The 20,528-nt window shown below is 44.7% G+C and carries 22 protein-coding genes; 8 read left to right on the plus strand and 14 right to left on the minus strand.

Annotated elements, in window-relative coordinates:
• Positions 1-425: 425 nt before the first annotated feature.
• Together ASG93_RS25490 and ASG93_RS25495 are read left to right on the plus strand one after the other, a co-directional pair.
• The gene (locus tag ASG93_RS25490; protein WP_056836525.1) at positions 426-1,076 is read left to right on the plus strand and encodes an ANTAR domain-containing response regulator; all 651 of its coding nucleotides are present in this window, start codon (positions 426-428) and stop codon (positions 1,074-1,076) included.
• Positions 1,073-2,104 carry an anthranilate phosphoribosyltransferase gene (locus ASG93_RS25495; RefSeq protein WP_056836527.1) on the plus strand — a complete coding sequence of 344 codons (1,032 nt, stop codon included), beginning with the start codon at positions 1,073-1,075 and terminating at the stop codon, positions 2,102-2,104. Before ASG93_RS25490 ends, ASG93_RS25495 begins: the two co-directional genes overlap by 4 nt.
• Before the next feature lie 1,015 nt (positions 2,105-3,119).
• Here ASG93_RS25495 and ASG93_RS25500 read toward each other — a convergent pair.
• Complete coding sequence (locus tag ASG93_RS25500; protein ID WP_056836529.1) at positions 3,120-3,881, minus strand: peptidoglycan-binding protein; 762 nt, start codon at positions 3,879-3,881, stop codon at positions 3,120-3,122.
• Positions 3,882-4,148: 267 nt separating this feature from the next.
• Between ASG93_RS25500 and ASG93_RS25505 the strand changes: the two genes are divergently transcribed.
• Entirely contained in the window at positions 4,149-5,138 is a 990-nt protein-coding gene (locus ASG93_RS25505) for a ketoacyl-ACP synthase III (protein ID WP_056836531.1), read from the plus strand.
• Here the strand turns inward: ASG93_RS25505 and ASG93_RS25510 are convergent.
• The 6 genes from ASG93_RS25510 to ASG93_RS25535 form a co-directional block, all read right to left on the minus strand.
• On the minus strand, positions 5,118-5,402 hold the full coding sequence (locus ASG93_RS25510; RefSeq protein WP_056836533.1) for a hypothetical protein: 285 nt from the start codon (positions 5,400-5,402) through the stop codon (positions 5,118-5,120). The genes ASG93_RS25505 and ASG93_RS25510 overlap by 21 nt on opposite strands.
• A complete protein-coding gene (locus tag ASG93_RS25515) occupies positions 5,402-5,749 on the minus strand; it encodes a hypothetical protein (protein ID WP_056836536.1) in 348 nt (115 codons plus the stop codon). The genes ASG93_RS25510 and ASG93_RS25515 overlap by 1 nt, the downstream gene beginning before the upstream one ends.
• An 11-nt stretch (positions 5,750-5,760) precedes the next feature.
• Positions 5,761-6,051, minus strand: coding sequence for a hypothetical protein (locus ASG93_RS25520; protein WP_056836538.1), 291 nt, complete (start codon positions 6,049-6,051; stop codon positions 5,761-5,763).
• 84 nt (positions 6,052-6,135) lie between these two features.
• Positions 6,136-6,864: a glycosyltransferase family 2 protein gene (locus ASG93_RS25525; protein ID WP_056836540.1), complete on the minus strand. Its 729-nt coding sequence runs from the start codon at positions 6,862-6,864 to the stop codon at positions 6,136-6,138.
• 6 nt (positions 6,865-6,870) lie between these two features.
• A complete protein-coding gene (locus ASG93_RS34480; protein ID WP_082615090.1) occupies positions 6,871-7,968 on the minus strand; it encodes a glycosyltransferase family 2 protein in 1,098 nt (365 codons plus the stop codon).
• A gap of 4 nt (positions 7,969-7,972) precedes the next feature.
• Entirely contained in the window at positions 7,973-8,767 is a 795-nt protein-coding gene (locus ASG93_RS25535) for a glycosyltransferase family 2 protein (protein ID WP_235550963.1), read from the minus strand.
• Positions 8,768-8,981: 214 nt separating this feature from the next.
• Between ASG93_RS25535 and ASG93_RS25540 the strand changes: the two genes are divergently transcribed.
• The 3 genes from ASG93_RS25540 to ASG93_RS25550 all read left to right on the plus strand — a co-directional run bounded on the left by ASG93_RS25540 (position 8,982) and on the right by ASG93_RS25550 (position 11,498).
• The gene (locus ASG93_RS25540; protein ID WP_056836542.1) at positions 8,982-9,929 is read left to right on the plus strand and encodes an NAD-dependent epimerase/dehydratase family protein; all 948 of its coding nucleotides are present in this window, start codon (positions 8,982-8,984) and stop codon (positions 9,927-9,929) included.
• A gap of 169 nt (positions 9,930-10,098) precedes the next feature.
• Entirely contained in the window at positions 10,099-10,410 is a 312-nt protein-coding gene (locus tag ASG93_RS25545) for a hypothetical protein (RefSeq protein ID WP_056836543.1), read from the plus strand.
• A gap of 23 nt (positions 10,411-10,433) precedes the next feature.
• The gene (locus tag ASG93_RS25550) at positions 10,434-11,498 is read left to right on the plus strand and encodes a glycosyltransferase family 4 protein (protein ID WP_056836545.1); all 1,065 of its coding nucleotides are present in this window, start codon (positions 10,434-10,436) and stop codon (positions 11,496-11,498) included.
• 52 nt (positions 11,499-11,550) lie between these two features.
• On the opposite strand, the gene cysC is transcribed toward ASG93_RS25550, so the two are convergent.
• A complete protein-coding gene (gene cysC, locus ASG93_RS25555; RefSeq protein ID WP_056836547.1) occupies positions 11,551-12,150 on the minus strand; it encodes an adenylyl-sulfate kinase in 600 nt (199 codons plus the stop codon).
• A 190-nt stretch (positions 12,151-12,340) separates the two neighbouring features.
• Here cysC and ASG93_RS25560 point away from each other — a divergent pair, with 190 nt between their 5' ends.
• Positions 12,341-13,114, plus strand: coding sequence for a sulfotransferase family 2 domain-containing protein (locus tag ASG93_RS25560; protein ID WP_056836549.1), 774 nt, complete (start codon positions 12,341-12,343; stop codon positions 13,112-13,114).
• 181 nt (positions 13,115-13,295) lie between these two features.
• Positions 13,296-13,964, plus strand: a complete 669-nt coding sequence (locus ASG93_RS25565) for a DUF1796 family putative cysteine peptidase (protein ID WP_056836551.1) — start codon at positions 13,296-13,298, stop codon at positions 13,962-13,964.
• Positions 13,965-14,148: 184 nt separating this feature from the next.
• On the opposite strand, the gene ASG93_RS25570 is transcribed toward ASG93_RS25565, so the two are convergent.
• The 6 genes from ASG93_RS25570 to ASG93_RS25595 form a co-directional block, all read right to left on the minus strand.
• Positions 14,149-14,772, minus strand: a complete 624-nt coding sequence (locus ASG93_RS25570; RefSeq protein WP_200984525.1) for an FkbM family methyltransferase — start codon at positions 14,770-14,772, stop codon at positions 14,149-14,151.
• Between the two features lie 97 nt (positions 14,773-14,869).
• Complete coding sequence (locus tag ASG93_RS25575) at positions 14,870-16,336, minus strand: glycosyltransferase family A protein (RefSeq protein WP_056836553.1); 1,467 nt, start codon at positions 16,334-16,336, stop codon at positions 14,870-14,872.
• A 16-nt stretch (positions 16,337-16,352) separates the two neighbouring features.
• The gene (locus ASG93_RS25580) at positions 16,353-17,039 is read right to left on the minus strand and encodes a hypothetical protein (RefSeq protein ID WP_056836555.1); all 687 of its coding nucleotides are present in this window, start codon (positions 17,037-17,039) and stop codon (positions 16,353-16,355) included.
• A gap of 19 nt (positions 17,040-17,058) precedes the next feature.
• A complete protein-coding gene (locus ASG93_RS25585; protein ID WP_056836557.1) occupies positions 17,059-18,933 on the minus strand; it encodes a glycosyltransferase in 1,875 nt (624 codons plus the stop codon).
• Positions 18,934-18,958: 25 nt separating this feature from the next.
• Positions 18,959-19,696, minus strand: a complete 738-nt coding sequence (locus ASG93_RS25590) for a family 6 glucosyltransferase (protein ID WP_056836559.1) — start codon at positions 19,694-19,696, stop codon at positions 18,959-18,961.
• Entirely contained in the window at positions 19,672-20,523 is an 852-nt protein-coding gene (locus ASG93_RS25595; RefSeq protein ID WP_056836560.1) for a hypothetical protein, read from the minus strand. Before ASG93_RS25595 ends, ASG93_RS25590 begins: the two co-directional genes overlap by 25 nt.
• Positions 20,524-20,528 lie beyond the last annotated feature (5 nt).

Consider the following 20,528-nt stretch of genomic DNA (forward strand, 5'->3'; position numbering starts at 1 on the left):
TCCCATCCTTTAATCGCTGATGCCTGTTCTTTGACAGAAAAAGCCGACAAACATACCCCAACATGTGCGGGATGTTTATCGGCCTCTTTGCCACTGCTGCCACATCATCGTGAACAGCATGTTAGTTGATTCTCAGTAAATAGAACATAAATAGCCTATCCAGTTACGTATTTGTAAGGGGATAGGCGCCATTGCCTTCGTTAGTGGCACATCATTGTGCCGATTTCTAACTTGATTATAGTATGACTTTCCCTTCGTGTCAATAAACATAACACAAAAACTTTTTCATGTGAGATTTTGCTGATTATATCGACAAATTTCAGAAAAATATGCTATAGTATTGCCGTATAATAAATCATACCAACGAATAAACCTCACATGAAGTTGCCACAAGAAAAAAAGTAAATCACGATGGAGGTATTCAAATGTTACAATCATTTATACTGATCGACGAGTTTAAACAAACTCGCTCAGCTACCTCCTCCTCGTCGTCGACTACCGAGCTGAATGTTACGAATAATGAAAAGGAATCCTTGCCTGAAGCGACGCTGAAGGATTTGGGATTTCGCATATATGTAGCATCTAATGAAAAAGAAATTTCATTTATGATCCCCAAGGTCGATGCAGTATTATTATCAGTAGGTCCTGATCAAGTGGAACAATGGCGCTCGCGTGTACTTGCTCATCGCAGCCTTCCCCTGTTCTGGTGGTGTGATGCTCAAACTTTCCCATCTAATGAATGTAGAATGGACGCGGGTATTGATGGCTTGATCGGTTCTGCGATGAGTCCGCTTGAAATTCACTGTGCGCTGCTCCTTGGTGTGAATCATTACTTCCAAAGAACCGAGTGGCAGCAAGAGCGCGAACAGCTTCTCTCCAAACTAGAGGAGCGCAAATGGGTTGATCAGGCTAAACGGATCTTATGTGAAATCAAGGGTATTTCCGAAGCGGAGGCTTACGATTTCTTGCGTAAACAAGCCATGAATGAACGTAAACGTATGGTAGACGTTGCTACCTCCATCGTCAAGGTGTATCAAATACTAAAGGATCAGAAACAAGGAGGCCGCAAACGATGATATCCTTATTAAAAGAAGTGGGCCGCGGAAAGCGCGGAGCAAGAGACCTTTCTTATGAAGAGGCTTCCCATGCAGCGGAGCTCATTCTAACCGGAGCCGCTACACAGGCTCAAATAGGTGCTTTTCTCGTTGCAGAACGTATCAAAATGGAATCCCCCGAAGAGTTGAAGGCCTTCATCGATGCCTTACGCCAACGCGTCCATACTTATCCAATACCCGGCAGCATGGATTGCGCCGGACCTTATGATGGACGGACCCGCTCGTTCATCGCGACTTTACCGACCGCGTTCGTTCTCGCGGCCTGCGGACTTCCTACTACGCTGCACGGCAGCCCGAGCATGCCGCCCAAGTGGGGCATCACGCTGTCCGATGTGCTAGCGGCACTTGATGTACCTGCGCTTGACGCTTCACGTGAAGCGCTCATATCAGCTGCAGCGCGAACCGGCTTCCTGTTCGCACCAACGGAGAGCTGGTGTGCACCGCTCGGCGAGCTGCGCGAGCTTCGCAAGGAACTCGGTCTGCGGACCGTGTTCAACACAGCAGAGAAACTGCTGCGCTTTACGGAAGCACCCTTCATGGCTGTCGGTGTGTTTCACGGTACTGTGTTCGAGAAAGTCACCAATTTATTAATGGAATTGGGCGTCTCTCGCGGTATTGTTGTGCAGGGCATGGAAGGCTCCGAAGACCTTTCCGTAGACAAGCGCACACGGACATACCTAATTCAAGAGGGCGCCAGTGAATTATTCATTGTTGATCCTGAGATTTACGAATTAATGGTCGAGGTGCCGGAGATGGAATGGACCGCTCAGCTGCAAGGTGAGACTGCCTTATCCGTTCTTCGTGGAGAAGCCGAGCTCCCCTACTTGAATATGGTTTTACTGAACAGTGCTGTGCGACTATGGGTTTCCCAAAAGGCAGGGTCCATTGAAGAAGGTATTTATTTGGCCCGGCATGCGATTGAACAAGGGGCTGCCTTACAAAAATTCACCGAGTGGACGGAAGCGATTAAGCCGGTATCCGCAACTTAATTTTTACTTATGAAAAAGGACCGTCAGGGAAGATCTGACGGTCCTTTTTCGTGTAAACCCATCATTTGAGCAAGGGGAGGGATGGATGTGGGGCCCACGCAAAGCGCCTTTCCACCCTCACACCCACCCCTCTTCTGTTCTACAAGATGGCTCCATTATTGGCAACTTCGATTTCGATGAGCTATCGTGATTACCAATGTTGTAGATTCTGCAACAATTCACATGCCAAAAGGCCATTTTGCTAGTAAAAGTTGTAGTTTGTACCACTTTATACAACATCATTCGACCAAGAATGCGGATTCTACAAAAATACAGCAATTCTAACCAAAAGTAGCTCTACCTCCTCTAAAAAGGCTAAATTGCTCCAAAATGAGGTATTTATGTTCGTGAGCATAGTGGATATAAGCTGCTAATCTTGGTTGACGGGGAACGAGGATCCTCTATTTCTGTGATTATGCCGTTACAGGGCCTGTAAGCGGAACGTGAGTGCGCTATTTTGACGTTTTACCAGTTTTTACTTCAGAATGCGGGAAATAGAGGATCCTCGTTCCGCCAAAACGTGAAATACGNCGGAACGTGAGTGCGCTATTTTGACGTTTTACCAGTTTTTACTTCAGAATGCGGGAAATAGAGGATCCTCGTTCCGCCAAAACGTGAAATACGAGTTTTTGAGCGATATAAGGCATCTATGTTCCGCGAGCATAGTGTAGTGCCGGGTAGAACAGATAACTACAATTGATACACCGAAATAAAGCCAGCAGCTACGTTTCCCAAAAAAATTAGAAAGGGTATAACTCTAGATCTACCTCAAAACTATACTTTCTATTATCTCAAGGATAAACGACTCCGTCATCCTTTTGGGACGAGCGCGTTTTTCAAGACTGATGACGCGAAGTATACTAATACTTATACTTTCTGCCCTGAAAATAAAAAATTTTCATCCATCAGTGGTGCCGCAACGCGGCATGGAAGTCTTTCTACTGTAAAAAGAGCCCCATGGGCTCTTTTTTCATTTTCATTTTCCAATAAACTGCTGGGTAAACATTTTACCGCACGGACCGCCGTTTACGATGCCGATCCCAATGTGGGTGTAATCTTTGCTGAGTATATTCGCTTTGTGTCCTGGAGAATTCATCAGCGCCTCATGAGCCGCTTGGACACTTTGATTGCAAGCGATATTTTCTCCTGCCGCGTTATACGTAATACCGAATTTCTCCATCATATCGAATGGCGAACCATACGTCGGTGAATCGTGGGAGAAATAATTGTTATCGACCATATCTTGGCTTTTTAGTCTAGCCGTTTTGGTAAGCGCAGGGTCGACAGCTAATGGAGAAAGCCCCACAGCAGCACGCTCCTTGTTGACCAACTCCAGCATTTGCTTCTCCTCCACCGTTAATTCCGTAGTCGAAGGAACTTGCGGTTTAGGTGTAGGCTTAGGTGCAGCTGGTGGAGGAGCTGGTGGTGTCGGCTTCTTGGCAATTTTTAAATTACCGTAAGCCCACAAGATGGATTGCAGCGTTTGATCATCTACATTCCCAGTCGCAGGAAGGCCATATCTGGTTTGAAACGCTTTAACACCCTGTTGCGTTTGATTACCATAGTAACCCGTAATAGGTCCGTTATAGTAGCCAAGTGACTTCAGCATCCCTTGCACCGCATAGACATCGGGTCCCTTAGCCCCTTTGCCATAGGCAAAAGCGGTGGTTGTGGATGAGCAGAACAATGCGATACAGATTAGAATAATCCAGACATGCTTTTTTTTACCCTGTAACATGCGTTTTCGTTCACTCCCCGTCGGCTTCAGTATCATTCGTCGCACAGTGGACGATAGCATTAGAATGACCAATTTCACGACTATTATCCATAATAATGAAATATGGGTTGAATGTCGTTTCAAGGTAGGGGAGAACCATCTCAAAGCCGGGAAATCCTACGTGGTAATGTCTTTTTATTCATTGACTTTCCCCTCAGTATCCGATAAAGTATATTTATATTTAGTACCTAGTACTAATATCAGATACTAATAAGGAGTGAATCTTTGATGTCCATCTCTCCCCCCTTGCAAGCTCGAATCACAGCAATCGGCAGCTACGTGCCCGATCGCATACTAAGCAACGCGGATCTTCAGGGAATGGTCGATACGAATGATGAATGGATCGTTCAACGCACAGGGATTCGGGAACGTAGAATTGCAGCAGCGAATGAATTCACAAGCCATTTATGTATAGCCGCCGTACAAAATATGCTCACTAGATATCCGACATCATTGAGCGATGTTGAATTAATCATTGTCGCTACCCATACACCGGATCTGCCTTCCACCCCAGTGGCTTGCCAGATTCAAGCTCATTTCGGCATCCCTGAAACTGGCGCCTACGACCTCAATGCCACCTGCTCCGGATTCGCTTATGCCTTGCATACAGCAAGCGGGCTCGTTGCTGCAGGGGTACACCGCAAGGTTCTCGTCGTCGGCGGGGACTCCGTATCCAAAATCACGGACTACACGGACCGCTCCACCTGCATTCTTTTCGGTGATGGCGCCGGAGCCGTGATGGTTGAAAGAGAGGAAGAGCATCCTGCTTTCCTTGCTCACCATCTTGGGTCGGACGGTACAGGCGGCAAGCATGTATACCGAACCGGACTTGCCTCTGAATTGAATGGAACACCATTAACGGGTGAAGGCAAGCTCGTCCAGAACGGCCGCGAGGTGTATAAATATGCCGTGACGACTGTCCCGCAAGGGATCGAGAAGCTGCTCGCAAAAAGCCGGTTACCTCATACGGCCATTGATTGGTTCATTCCTCATAGCGCTAATCTTCGGATTATTGAGTCCATCTGTGAAAAGAGCGGAATTCCATTCGAAAAAGCGCTGTACAGCCTTGAATACTACGGCAATACTTCCGCGGCTTCCATTCCTCTTGCTCTGGATCTAGGTATACAAGAGGGTAAGGTCACGGCCGGCGATACGCTGCTGCTTTTTGGTTTTGGCGGAGGGCTTACTCACGCTGGATTAATCTTGCGTTGGGGATGATCCGCGAGCGACATTCTTGCTAATCCATGGCTTGCCGGGCGTTCCTAACCGGCGAGAACGTGGACGTTGTTTCGTTATTTTCTGAATCATCGAACGTTGGTATTCACTTATCGTCTTGAGATTCTCAGCCATATGGACAGCAAGCTGTTCTGAAAATGCTACTTGATCCGCGATCGTCTCTATGATTCGGCATAAGGCTCGCTGGCTTCTAGCCAGCGAGGTTAGCATATGCAATTCAATTCTTTCACGATTCGATGCTTTCATTACTTATCATCCTCACCAAACGAAAATAAGTTACCCATTCCGTTCGAACCGCCTGCCCCCTCGCCTGATCCCGATTCATTTTGTCCAAGAAGAGCCTGCATATGTCGGTTTAAGGAGTTTTCCATCTTCGTCAAGCCATTGATGAGCTCAATCACATACTCATGAATCTCTCCAGATTGTTTCATCTGATGTTCATGCCCCTCTAAATTCCTTGAGTTAATATGATTGCAAATCCAGTTGCGTGATTTCTCCGCTTCTACAACTCTTGCTTCCAACATCAAAGCTATTTCGTGCTGCAGCTTTGCCGTAGCATCCAACATATGCAAATACAATTCATTTCTATTCAAGGCGTATCCCTCTATTCTTCATCTTCAGGGTCTTTCATTTCTTTCATGACAATTTCCGTTTGCTGCGCGATTGCCTCTTCCAAATTAGCTAAGCTATTTAAATATGCCGTTATATTCTTGGTTAGTTGTAATGCTTGTTCCTGCAGCATGCCTACGCCATCGAAATGAGGATGCGAGTCAGGTATGTCGCTGGCAATTGTGGCCATTTGCGACGAAACACTTCGGTGCGTCTCCAAAATTCTAGACATCTCACGATGAGAGGCTGCAATGTGAGAAATAATTGTTGTCACACGCTGTTCCAATCCCTTCGCCTCCATTTCCGCTTTTTCACTCTAAGTTATGCAGCAACGCAGAGAACGGTGACTTTAGAAACTTCACATCAGCCCTTAAATGAAGCTGTGCGGATCAACGCCCCATTTATCTATGAACTTCTGGCGATTTATCTGCAGCAGCCCTTGCACAGCCTCTTGACCCTTTTTGTTAAAGCTCGCACTGCCATGATGGAAGATGAAGCAATCCCCTGTGATAAGCAATCGATATCCTGCTTGCCGAGCCCGATAGCATAAATCATCGTCTTCAAAGTGCCCCGGGGAAAATCTTTCGTCCATAAAGCCAACTTTATCTAACATTTCCCTTTTGAAAAGTAAGCAGATCCCGACCAAGCGTTCTGTTTCCTGCCACAAAGAAGTATCCACGTTGTTATATTTCGCAACCATGTCGTCTATGTTCGTAAATGGTTCCTGAATCTGCTGTTTACCGCTCGCATAATTCGTCACAGGACCTACCATGCCTATGTCCTCACTGCTGTATAAACAGCGCAGCAAGTTATCCAACCAATTCGGAGTCACGATGGTATCATTATTGAGCAGCATCAAAGCATTTCCAGTCGCAATGTGAAGGCCATAATTACAGGCAGCAGGGAAGCCGCGATTCATTGGAATTGAAACCAGCTTCAATCGTTCTCTATAGCAGTATTCCAGGGTGCCATCCTGTGATCCATTATCAACTACGATAATTTCAAAAGGAACAGAAGTATGTTTTCGAATGGATGCTACACACTCTTTCAGTAAAGGAAGGCCATTATAGTTTGGAATCACGATACTGGTTACCTGCATGCTCCTTCACCTCTTTAGATATTCCCTTTTTCTTATGATATCCGGAAACACGATTCGCTCGCCTTTCAATTGCATCGCAAGCTGCAGCGCCTCCACATGATCTCCAATAATCAAGCGGGCAACGGTATTGTTCTTCCCTTTATTGTGACTTCGGACTTTGTTCACAGATACGACGTTAACACTTGTTGGCGCAGTAATCCGTAATCCATTCAGAATCGCGTTTACCTGTGCTTTGGGCGGAACCATTAACTCGGCACATCCGATGCGCTCCAGCGCTTTCCTAGATAGTGCATGTGGAACTGCCGTAAGCGAGTTCGCATTCAATTCCGGTCTTTTCAACGTTGTATTAAGAAACCTCTTCATCACGGTTACGGAATCCCAGCGTGAAAATAGAGGTAAATACGGTGTTATGTTGTTTAGCGCAAGATCTGAGCCACGTTCAACATCATAGATAAAAGGAATAAGTTTCTCGGCCTGCACGACAAAATCTCCATCCAAAAAGAGCAAAATATCCGAATGCGACAGTTTAGCACCTATCGATCTCCCAACATCATGGCCCAATGGATCGGGGTAATGAACGATGAGAGCATGCGAGTGCGCTCTTACTTTCTCTAAGGTGCGATCACTCGACCCATTTACGATAATGATAATTTCATCCAATGGTAATCGATTTAACTGCTTCATGACCTTCACGATTGTAAGCTCTTCATTCATGACACTCACAATCGCGCAAACGGAACGCGCTGTAGGGATGAGTATCCAATCGGGGACATGCAATTTAGCAGCTTTACAGTAACCTTTCACATACCCTTTTGACGCTGCTTCATAGCTTTGTTCGTTGGCAGCAAGTAACTGGGAATTAGCCCGCTCCACCCAAAGGTTATTGAGTGCTTTCTTTTGGTAAGGCTCCTTAGTAATATCGTGCGCGAGCGCATCTTGTTGACCGGCTCGTTTCCCCCAGTTTCTCCAGTATTCCTGGTTTCTTGAAAGGGAATGGGTATGCTTAGAACGAGAACGAAACGAAGATTTCTTAAGCCGGATTCGCTTTTTTTTATTTACTGCGGATGTAGGTCGAGGCTTTGGTTTCTTGATGCTCCGCTTCATGTCATCACCTCATCATTTCTCTAACCCGCAATTGGTCATCCATACTCGCTCTTTCATTAGAAGCTTGGATCAGCCAACCAATGGCTTCCAAATGATCGCCGATAATGAGATCACCTACTGGGTCCACATCTTTTGCCCTTCTTCGGATGCGATTTCTGAGCCCGACTTGGATAAGCTGCGCTGCCTTTATTTGAAGTCCGCGTTGTGCAGCTATGGCTTGAGCCAAAGGTGGTACTGCTAAATTCTCAGCTCCAATAATGTTAAGCGCTTTGCGACTAATTGCGTGTGGGATCGTCGTCATAGAGGCGCCTTGTAAGTCTGATCGGCCTAATATCGCATTAAGTGCGTGTTTGGCTAGAACAACCCTATGCACATTCGCTTTCCTTACGATTCCGTTATATTTATTTAATGCTACATCCACGCCTTGCTGCACAGCTCGGATCAGTGGGATTGTTTCCTTCGCAGATACAACAAAATCGGCATCAAGGAATAATAGGATATCCCCTTTAGCTTGCATCGCACCTATACTTCTCCCAACATCATGTCCTAGCCGTTGACTAAACGAGATAACCCTAGCCCCTAATCGCGCCGCTACACGTTTACTACCATCCGTAGAACCATTTTCAACGACAATAACTTCGGTTTGAGGATGCACACGGAAAGCTTCCCGAATGACTTTGGCCAAGGTGCGAGCTTCGTTGCAAACCGGAATGATGACCGATACTTTTGGCTGATGCTGATGCAAGGTGACGCAGGAGATTGGCTGCTTCCGTTTCCGCTGAATACGCTGATTACTCAATTCGTTCTCAACTCCTGTCCATGGCGGAATACCTGCTTTATATATTCTATGATTGCAACAGAAAGTGGACAGGGCAGAAGCCGTCCTAGTCGAAAACAGGCCTTTGTACAGCCTATCCTGTTACATTAAACATGGATCTGGACATTTGTCTTGTACCGCTTTCTCCTCCTCTACGTAAGATAACGAAGATCCATGCAGAAGAGAGGAAAACAGGATGAAAGCTGTCGTAACCGGAGGAGCAGGCTTTATCGGCTCGCACCTTGTGGAAGAGCTCCTTGCGGAGCAATTTGAGGTCCATATCATAGATAATCTGGTTTCAGGTAAACAGAAACATGTAAATCCCCAAGCTATATTCCATCTGGCAGACATCAGCAGCGAACAAATAAAACCCCTCATCGTAGATATCCGTCCTGATGTTGTTTTCCACCTTGCGGCTCAGGCAGATGTCCAGCGCTCCATTCAAAATCCTGGGTACGATGCCATGGTGAATCTAGTGGCAACGATCTATCTGCTTGAGGCATGCCGTGACGCAGCTGTTAGCAAATTCATCTTCGCCTCCACTTCCGCCGTATATGGAAACTTGCAGAAAGAGCAGATCGTCGAAACAGACCCGACCTGTCCTATTTCCTACTACGGCATTTCGAAATATTCCGCCGAATCCTACATCCGTGTGTTCCACCAACTATACGGACTGCCCTACACTATTCTTCGTTATGGAAATGTATATGGCCCCAGACAAACGCCCAAAGGAGAGGGCGGCGTCGTTGCCGTCTTTATGGAACGCATTCAAAAAGGAACACCGCTGACGATTCATGGCGACGGTGAGCAAACCCGCGATTTCGTCTATGTCAAGGACGTAGTGCGTGCAAACGTAGCTGCAATGAAACGCGGCGAACAGGAGATCATTCATGTCAGCACTGCGAATCGAACATCCATCAATGATTTGGCGCGGCTGCTGACGGAATTTCACGAGGCAGATCTACCCATTATTCATTCCTTGGCTAGAGAAGGAGATATTAAACACAGCAATCTAGACAATCGAAAAGGGCTCGAATGCCTGGGGTGGCAGCCAAAGTATGAGATTCGCGCAGGTTTGGAAGAAACTTACCAATCCTATATTAACGAAATGTACGAATCGAAAAGAGACGCAAAGGGAACATGATAACAGGGCTGCTGATTCGGCAGCCCTGTTATCATGCACCGTTCTTTTCAATAATCAGTAGACAACTGTCTTGTACCGATTTACGCAGTCAAACGTAATATAGAAAAGAAAACGAAAGAAGGTGGAGGCTATTTCCATTTTTCAATTTATATCTCATGAGGGTGCCGCTGTGGATTCACGCTATATTCAAGCTTTCGATTTAATCGTTGAAAATCAAGGAGAAGAAGAGTTTGAAATTTTGATACAAGGGGAAAGCGAACGCGGGGCGCGTACGCTGGCGCTGCACCATCTATCCGCTGCATCCATAGGAGTTGGCTCGAAGGTCATGTTCAGCGATGTTCCTACTAATTTCGGGCCGTTTTCCCTTCAACTTGTTTCGAATATTAATGATGCCAGTAGAACAGCGCTTACGATTCTAGCCAAGCAACATGGGTCCGTTATCGCTATTTTCACGCAACAGCATTTCTCCATCCAGGATTAGGAGGGAATTCGGAGGGGATTCGGATGAACGTCTTATTCGTGTATTACATTGCCAGCGGAGGCATGGACACGCTGAATCGACAACGGTGTCTAGCGCTTCGCCGTCACGGTATTTACGGACATTGCCTTTATTACAAGTGGGGCTCCGGCTTGCAAAACGTGAGCGATATACCGACATTCGTCACCATTGACGATCTTGAGATCAAGATGATCATCGATCAAGGACATTATGATGCCGTGATCGTGACGACCGACTATTATTCGTTGCTGCGTTTCCGTAGTCTCGGTTACAACGGCAAAATGATACTAGAAATACAAGGTCTCGGCTCTAAAGATACAGCTAGAATAGAGCTGCTTAACGCTCAGCAATACGTACATGCCTTCGGAAACGGCCTGTTGAACCCGAATACTCCGCATATTACTGCTTTGTTCCACGAGTTGTTTGCTCATACTCCGAAATTCTTTTACAACAATTGCTTTGATTCCAGCCGGTTTCATTATCACGTTTGGCCTAAACATCCATGCCGGATTATGGCATGGATGGGGCGCATAGAGGAGAACAAGAACTGGCGAGAATTTCTGCACATCGGATCTCATTTGATCCGAAACTATGACCCTGACTTGGTTCTGTGGATGTTCGAAGACGCCAATTTAGCACGACCTGAGGATAAGCAAGCTTTTCACGAACTCGTACAGCAATTGGAACTCGGAAAACATCTTCAGCTATTCTCCAACGTACCTCATGCGGAAATGGAAAACTTTCTTTCCATTATCGGCGACTCAGGCGGCCTTCTCTGCTCAACTTCCATCGTGGAAGGGCAGCCCTATTCGATATTAGAAGCGATGAGCTGCCGCTGCCCCGTGTTGACAACAAATTCAGACGGTGTTACAAACTCGATCTATCACAACGAAACCGGAAAATACTATGCACTAGGTGATATAAACCATGCCGTAGATGAGGCCGTAGATCTGATGGGGAATACTCCTCTCAGAGAATATATCCGCTCAACCGCAGTTCATCATGTTCAGACGTATTTCAATCCGGATCTGTACTGCGTCCAATTTATTAATATGCTAAATTCGCTTTAACGTCATAAAAGCAATAGTCCTTAAAATTAATAAGGGCTATTGCTTTTTGAGCTTAGATATATCCGTAATCGGACAAAAGCTGTATGACTTGTCGTGCGCATGCTTCTGGTGAATAAAATTCGGTATCAAGAACAAGATCCGGGTTTTGTGGAGGATCATAAGGGGCAGAAATACCTGTGAATTCACGTATTTCTCCTTTTCTCGCTTTCATGTAGAGCCCTTTGGGGTCTCTTTGCTCACACTTTTCAAGCGAGCATTGCACATATATTTCTATAAACTCTTCTTTCTCCACGCTCTTTCGAATGGCTTCCCGACTTTTACCGGAAGGGGAAATAAAGGTCGCCAGCACGAGGATACCGCTTTCCATCAGCAGCTTGGCTGCTTCTCCTGCCCGGCGTATATGTTCCTCCCGATCTTGTTCCGAGAATCCAAGGCCCCGTGTAAGTCCATTTCGAAGATGATCTCCGTCCAGAATAAAAGTCGAAATACCTTTATTATACAAAATGGTTTCAACTTCATTGGCGATTGTGGATTTACCTGAACCGGACAAGCCGGTAAACCAAAGGATACAGCTTTTATGACCATGTAAAGTTTGCCTGTCCAACTTCGTTACTGCAAAAGTGTATGGAAAGATTTGCTGCCCAGAATCCATTTAACTGACCTCGATTCTATTTCGTTATTTAAACTATCTTATGAGTTTGCAAACGAGTTGGTCTCTGGAATTTGTCTATTTTTGGTTAGATCATTTCTATATTTTCCTAATCTAAATATCCACACAACTTCTTTCAAATTTGCATAATCTATTAAGGAAAAAACAATAGAATGAAAAAGAGGGAGACATAATGAAAATCATTAATTTGGAACAATGGAGAAAAAATGAGCCATCTCCTTATAGTCACATGAATTTCCCGATTATATTGTACTGGAGTCCGAAAGCAGGATGCACAACCTTGTTGAAATGGTTTCTATATCAAGCTGATCTGCTTGATGTAGCGTTGGAATACCACCCGTGGGTCCACCAATACGAAGTCTTCATAAAATCGAAACCGGAATATATAGATGAATTGCTGTCTAGTCTTCCCTACAAGGATTCCTACAAGCTCGTACGTAACCCATATACAAGAGCGGTCAGCGGGTTCTTGATGCTTTTTACTTACATGGATACTATACTCCAATCCGTGAAGGAGCATTTGTATAACGATCCGCACAGTCCCAAAGGCTTATCCTTTAAGCAGTTTTTATACTACTTAAAAGATTTAGGCGTAGGTCATGGCCACATAGAATTCCATTTCGCTATGCAGTATAGGGAAGGCGAGGAGCATTATATCGACCAGTATATATATCTGGAAAATCTAAGTGATGAACTAGCAAAACTTGAAAGAAAGTATTCGCTGAAAAAAAGCAATCTCTCTGATCTATCAAATTCGCATCATCATTTCAGTTCATTAATGACTCATAGAGGCAATTTTGCAAATGTCAGCTTCACCGATCCGGCTTTCCCGAAGCTCCCGACATATAGTAGTTTCTATGACTACGAGGCCATACAACTGGTCAGAGAACTTTATAAGAAAGATTTTGAGAAATATGGATATTCCAAAAATATAAAACATTTATAACCCTACCGGGTCACAGATTGTGATGGTGAGATGTGACAAACAAATCCAGTTAAGTTAACGGGCCCTTCAATAGATGCACCCGCAATTTGACCATATATTTACCTGAACCGGACAAACGTCCAATCAAGTTCTATCATTATCTCATCTAATATAGTAAATAATTGGAAGGATAGTGATAAATATGCATTTATTGGAAATAAAGAAATCATATGATGTCGTTGTTAGTTTAGGCTGTAATTGTGCAACCGCATATCATTTAAAACGGCACAACTTGAGGCGTTTTTCAAGCCCGTTGGATTGGATGAAAAGCCCAACTCTCTCAGACGTAACCAGAATGTTAATGAATCAATTTAACGGTTTTATGGAAATTGAAAATTTGTGTTTAATGGGAAACGCTTCGCATGTCGTTGAAGGCTTCGAAAACGATGAAGTTCGTCCAAACCATATAGCAACATACGAGGTAAAGGATGTTTATTACAACATTAACTCCTATCACGACTTTATTGCAGTTCAAAATCAGGATTGGTCTATTACGTATCCCGCTGTTAAAGAAAAATTTAACAGGCGAGTTAATAGATTTCAAGAAAAGATTATACAAGACAATTCGATATTGTTCGTTAGACTAGGGGCAACTATTGATGAAACGATAGAATTACAATCTGTTTTATCTAAGCTCACCAAAGGCCAATTTCACATACTTATCGTAAACCTTGGGCAGCAATCCGTTGTTATAGAAAAAGATTGGGAAATAGACAAAGTCTGTTCCGTCCAAATTCCAAATTTCAATGGGGAAGACGGCGTCTATTCAGCATGGGATACTATTCTGGACGGAATAACGATTAAGGAATAAAGGAGCTGCCGCGGCAGCTCCTTTTCCTTGTGACCTATTTCTAAATCGTTTGCGAAATGCATACAACAAAAGGCGGTTCGGATAAATCGGTAATTAGTTGTTGCAAAAATGCCGAGATCAATAAAAGTTAAGAAAATCTCAACACCTGCCGTCAAAGTGGATTCGCCCCCTTTCAGTTAAACTGTTATTTTAGGTAAAATGCGTCTCCCCAGGTTGGATGATCTGGAGTGTTTAAGGCAACACGGTGAAAGCCTTGAAGTTCCAAGAATATGTCGATTTCATCCAGTAAAGCGCAGCCTTCATACAATTCCTCCAAGTTAACCTCAGTCACGATGCCCGAAATATGGTTTAAAGTCGAGACAGCCCCTTGAAATGCCAGAAGCTCAGCTCCCTGGATGTCAATTGTTAACAAATTGTAGTCTCCGGGATTCAATTGAAGCTCATTTAATAGAGTATCTAACGTTTTACTAGGGACAATAACTTGATGCGTTTCCACAACATTAGCGTACAAATTCAAATGTTGCTTGAGTGGTAAAATGGAGCTACTCTGATCAAGCGAGGTAACGCGAAGTGGAATATATCCATTGCGATCGCATATGGCGCATTGGTATATCTGAACATGGGGGTAAGTCCGCACTTTTTTCTCTAACCTTTTAAAAACTTCGGGATTTGCTTCGATCAATAAAATGTTTTCTATCCCCATGGATTCATAAATTGGCAGTTCCTGTCCATCATGCGCTCCGATATGGATAACACCTTTTGGAGTGATTTCATACTCTTTACACAGCAAAGGCAAATCAAGCATCATCGTTCATCACATCCCTTCCAGGCATGGTCATAACCAGCTTTATCAAACAAATTCTCCGTAGGAGAAAGCATCTCTTGTACTTTTTCCCATTGCGTAATCAGCCGTTCGGGTACAATTTCGGATGATTAGTATGAATATGCTTGACGATTTGATTATGCTTCTTGCCCGATTCGGTTGACATGTTGTTGCCGTGGCGACGGTAAAACAACAATATTTCCTGAATGCTGTACCCAAGCCAGCCTTTTTCGGCCAGAGAGATCCAGAAGTCCCAATCTTCATAACCATCCAACATGCTCTCGTTATACCCTCCCACTTCGCTCCATGCTTTTTTTCTAAAGAGCGATGCGACGCAAACGGTATTGTATGCAAGCAATTCATTGAAATTAAATGGCGGAGGCAGCCATTCCCAGTATTGATCGCCGAAGTATTGCAGTCCCGATGTCACGAAGCCGACCTCCGGCTTGCTTTCCAACACTCTATACATTTTTTCAATCATGGTACTGTGAATCATATCGTCCGCATCTAAGGGCAAGATGTATTTCCCTTTGGCTTCGTGGATACCCACATTTCGTCCATGCGGCAGGCTTTTGTTTTTCTTGACTCGAACCAGGCGGGTTTTCGACTTATTCATCCGGTTTAAAACCTTTATCGTATGCAAATCGGTTGACCCGTTATCGACCACAATGATTTCGATATCCTGAAAAGTCGACTTCAAGCAAGAATCGACGGCTTCTTCTACAAATTTCCCGTAATTGTAGCAAGGGATCACCACGCTGACTATCGGGTCCATCTGAATATCGTTTCCCAAAACTTCCCGCATTTTGCCTCTTACTAGCAACTCATCCTTCAGCCACGTGAACAGAAGATCATGCAGCTGATTTTGCGAGTATTTCTGATAATATTTTTTGAGAATATATGTTCTAAACGTTTCAAATTTGTTCAACTCTTCTTGCGAGTAAGAACGATCATAGGCTCTGTAATAAAAAAGCGGTTCGGAAATGGCGCCACCACTCCACCCTCCAGTTGCCAAGGAAAGCCACAAATCCCACTCCTCGTACCCGTCCGACAAGCTTTCGTCATATCCCCCGACTTCGTTCCAAGCTGATTTTCGGATCATCGAACTTGTGCAAGCGCTATTTTCCACAAGCATTCTGCCTAAATGAAATGGGGGTGCTTCCCATATATAAAACGTAACGCCGTAACAGAGGAGGCTTGGGGTAACGAAGGCGATGTCCGGCCTATCTTCCAGAATACGAACCGCTTTCCCGATGTACTCGGGATGTATCGAATGTTCGGCGGTAAAGGACATCACATATTTCCCACGCGCTTCCCTGATTCCCACATTCCGGACAAATGGATATCCCAGGTTTCCCAAATGAATCACACGCGTGTTCGGTCTATTAAGATTGTTAAGCAACTGATTCGTGTAAGGGTCCGTCGATCCGCAATTCGCCACAATGATTTCGATATCGGCGAAGTCAGAGCCCAGACATGAATCAATAGCGTCTTCCAAGGACTTTCCCATATTTTTGCACGGAATGATCACACTAACCGTTGGCTTCAAGGGAAACCACCTCCATTCAAGAATTCCATTTTCGGTCCGGACGTAAAAATTGCAATTGTAAATCCTTAAAGACGTTGATTCGATTTTTAACGGCCAAAAGAGACAAAACGGATTGGTCAAACCGGTGATCGATGAAATCAGGGAAGTTATCGAGCCCGCAGCAATTGTTGGAATCAGTGATAATGTGTTCGTTCATGCAGTAATGCAACCATTCCTTTATAAGACTCCTGCTCCTCTCGTTATTGATAAAAATGGAAAACCCCGCCCAGATTTGTTCTGCATCCCAGTATTCCGGAGTATCGCAGCCCATCAGAATGAAGCAGTCCCGTTTTGTCCAACTTCGGTTTAGAAAAGACATCGTTTTAAAGAGGAGAGTGCCACCCTGTGCCTCGCAAATGGTAAAAAGCGGGTGCAAATCATTGTAAAATTCGCTGTCAGCATCGGAATAAACGATGACTGCGCCTTCTTCCGCCTTCGTCAGCATCGCATCCAAAATAACGTACGGCTTCCATATCCAATACCCGGCGCCTTTGGGTTGATCCAATATTTTTTTGTTATTACGGTAAAATTCCGTTCCGAGAATGTCTGAAGGCCGGTATGAAATGACCCTGTCGATTCCGAATACAAGCGCCGAGGCATTTAAACGATTCCGGTACGGGTCAAATTCCGGACTCGCATAGCTAACCAAATATTTCAGCCCCATTCCATCACCTCCGTTCGGTTTATCGGATCGGGATCCGATGTATCCAGGCATAATCTTTCTCGATGCCGGGATTCCATCTTGCATAGAAAATATCTGTATTGCGTTTCATGACCGCGCTGAAAAACCGGTTTTTTTCCGAATCGTAGTGAGCCATAGTCAATGAACGGTTTTCGACGTCGGCGAGCATACAGTAGACTTTCCACCCGTAATGCCTTGCCCGGAAACAGAGATCCATATCGTCCTGATACAAAGGCGCATAAGTCTCATCCAAGTAGCCGAATCGTACCAAAAACGATTTTCGGATGAAGAGGGGGCCTCTCATACAGGCGTCTGTCTCAAACATTCTGTGCTTTAGCTCCGGGTTTGCATTGGCATCCTGACGCCAATATACTTCATTTTCACTGCTGGAGGTTTGACCTGGCACACTCAGGACGGTCCCCCTCGGGTAAAAGTTGACGCCCGACAAACAGCCGAGAACAGCACAGCTTTGATTTTTATCCAAAAAATTTACAGCTTCGAAAAACAGGTTCCGGTCAAGGATATAATTGTCATCTTGCAAGATAACACAATACTCACCAGCCGCTTTTCTCAGTCCGATATTGTTCGATTTCACTTCAAAAATATTGGGAGTCGTCTCGTAGGTCACCGAATAATTTAAGTTTCGGCCGGCAAAAAATTTTTTCACTGTCTGGTTGCTCTTGTCCGAACAGCCATCAAATACGATATGAAGCTCCGCGTTAGGGTACTCGCCAAGCGCTTGATCCAAATCAACCAGTAGAGAGACGATCGTATTTTCTTTGTTGAATATCGGCAGCGTAACGCTGACTTTCGGATACAAGTACCCGCCGATACAATTCTTTAACGTTTGTTCGAGCTGAAGCTCGCATTCACAATGATATTCCTTGTAGTAGTCCGCTGATTTTTGTTTCCAAGCGGAAAGGTCGCCAACGGATAATTGCAAGGCACTGAGTAGCAGCCGCTTGTTCTCCAAGTGATTGACTCCAAGCTCGAACCTTCCCAAAGGAGAAAAATCAACCCCGGCATAACTGCTGAGCAGCGGAATCGTTCCACGGCGGAGTGCATCCAACACCGTAGGCCCTTGTCCACCATCCAAGGTTGGATAGATAAAAAAATCACTGCTCGTCATAATGTTCGCATAGTGCGCGTCGTCAATCCCCGTCCAACTCCGAACATGCATGTTATCGCCCAAACAGCTTTTCAACTGGTTGATTCGATTTGCAAAATAATCATTGACCGGGTTTCCGACCACGTGTAAACGAATGTCTTGCTTGGAGATATCCTCATCCATAAACAAGTGATATAGCAATTCAAATCCTTGCCTAAGCCCTATTTCTGGCGAAGCGAAAGTAAAGATTCTGGGGCGGGCATCACTGCCTCCAGCGACTGCTTCCGCATAATCAAACGCTTCGTCGAGGAGCGACCCTCCGTGTATAGTCTTGATTTTCCATTTGGGCACTCCGTGCTGAACATAGGAATTATAAGCTGCGTTATTCCCGTAGCACAACACATAATCCGCCGCATGAATAGCTTGCTCCACCGCTTCTGGCGAAAGAAAGTCCTGTGGCCCATAAATGGCTTGTGACAATTGATTTCCTTGAACTACTTCGCTGATGACTCGATTACGCTCTCTCGGATGCATGCCATACGCAATCCATACGCTTTTGCGAACTTTGCAGAGTTGTTTTAACATGACAAACTGTTCTGACATGCCTATCAACACATCGTACTTGCATTCTTGAATGGCACGATAATCCGTTTGCGAAGCGTCCACATAAGTAACTTTCCCTATGGAGCTCAACATCCGGTGCAGCGAACGAGCAAACAGGGCCGCATCACCGGCTCCGTGTTCATCAGAGTGGAACAATATACGCATCGTTTTCGTCCCCTTCCTTGCCCGATTAACTGTGTCTTAAAAAGTGATGACCCCCATATTGGGTTTTGTCCCTGATCATTAATTTAGGCTTTAGCGGATAACTCCACTCCTCGGGGTATCCGTAAGACGGATTTAATATATGAATGTTTTTGTCCAGCAGATATTTGTTTAGATGAGATTCATCATATATCGTTGCTATGATCCCGTTATTCAAATCGGTTCGGATGTTTCTTGACAGCATCCGGACCAGCAGCAAATAATGATCCGTCTTCCCGCCGTTAACTCCACCCATAAAATAATAATTTCCTAATCCGACAGGAATGTACGCCAAACTTGCGGGATTTCTATCATATGGAAAATCGGTATTAGACTTCCCATAAAAATAAGGGTGGATGACGGCTGTCAACCCTTGCGTTTCAGGCAGTATTTCATTTTCACGAATAAAATCACAAAATACGATGTTGGCATTAAAAAAGAACAAATATTCGTTTTCCCGTAAGACATGTTCAGATTGGTTGAACATTTCAAATCGCAGCATCGTATTTCCAGGCCACCCCAAATTAGGTTGGTATATTTTCTTAACATATTTATGATTTTCATAAGCAATATTAGGAGCGTCAGTGAACACATAATACGTTTTGATACATTCCGGCAGAAAGAATATTTGAGAAGTAATAAAGAAGTCTTCCCAGAACAGATGATATTTTCCAGTGCAGATATACAATATTCCGACTTTTTTCATGGCTGTCTTTTTGTGAAACACAGCTCCACCTCCTGATGGCATGCAACCGTTACGAAGTCGAAATAGTGATCCACATCAATGCGATAACCTTGTTGAAATAATCGTGACAACTCGTTAATCGAATAATCGGCATTGGCTCCTGCCCGATTGTTGAATAAATGTTGAACCATATTGAGCGGATTGCAAAATGCAAGGGAAACATTGTTGCTTAAAGCGAATCCTAGTGAACCTGCATATTTCCAGGCCTGATGCGCAAGCTGGGATTCCAGCATATTGGGATTATGGAAGGGCAATTCGGCTAAGAGGGCGAACAGGTCTTTGGTCCTGTATATGGAGCTCGATACTTCCAACGGATAACCAAATTCATATTCTCCGGAAGCCCAATGAAATTTGACAAATCCGCTGTCGAGCTCCTGAAATATGGGTAAACGTTGCGGAGTGTGCATCGAGTAGCAATAGATTGTATTCCGGCCAAGTCGGAATGAAAACACCAATACATCCGGATGAGCGTCCATAGCACTCACGACCTCTTCCAAGAGGAAAGGCTTTACGAACATGCAATCATCAACCATGAAAAAGACAAACGGATAATGTGCGATGTTTGACAAGAGCTGTTGCTTGAAATCATGCTCTCGTATGAACTGGACAGAAGGGTGCATCTTCATTAATTGCACATATTGTTCTTCGTGCGCTATATCTGATGTGATATAAAGCACCTTCATGTCCACTCCCTCAAAATCCCCGCAGCGAAGCCGAAGAGATTGGAGAACAGCGTCCAACTGCATCGCTCTGTCTTTGCTGAATACAATACCGGCGATCTGGCGTGCATTCCCTTTTTCCTTGCGCATTATGA

Source organism: Paenibacillus sp. Soil787 (assembly GCF_001429545.1).
Classification (GTDB): domain Bacteria; phylum Bacillota; class Bacilli; order Paenibacillales; family NBRC-103111; genus Paenibacillus_E.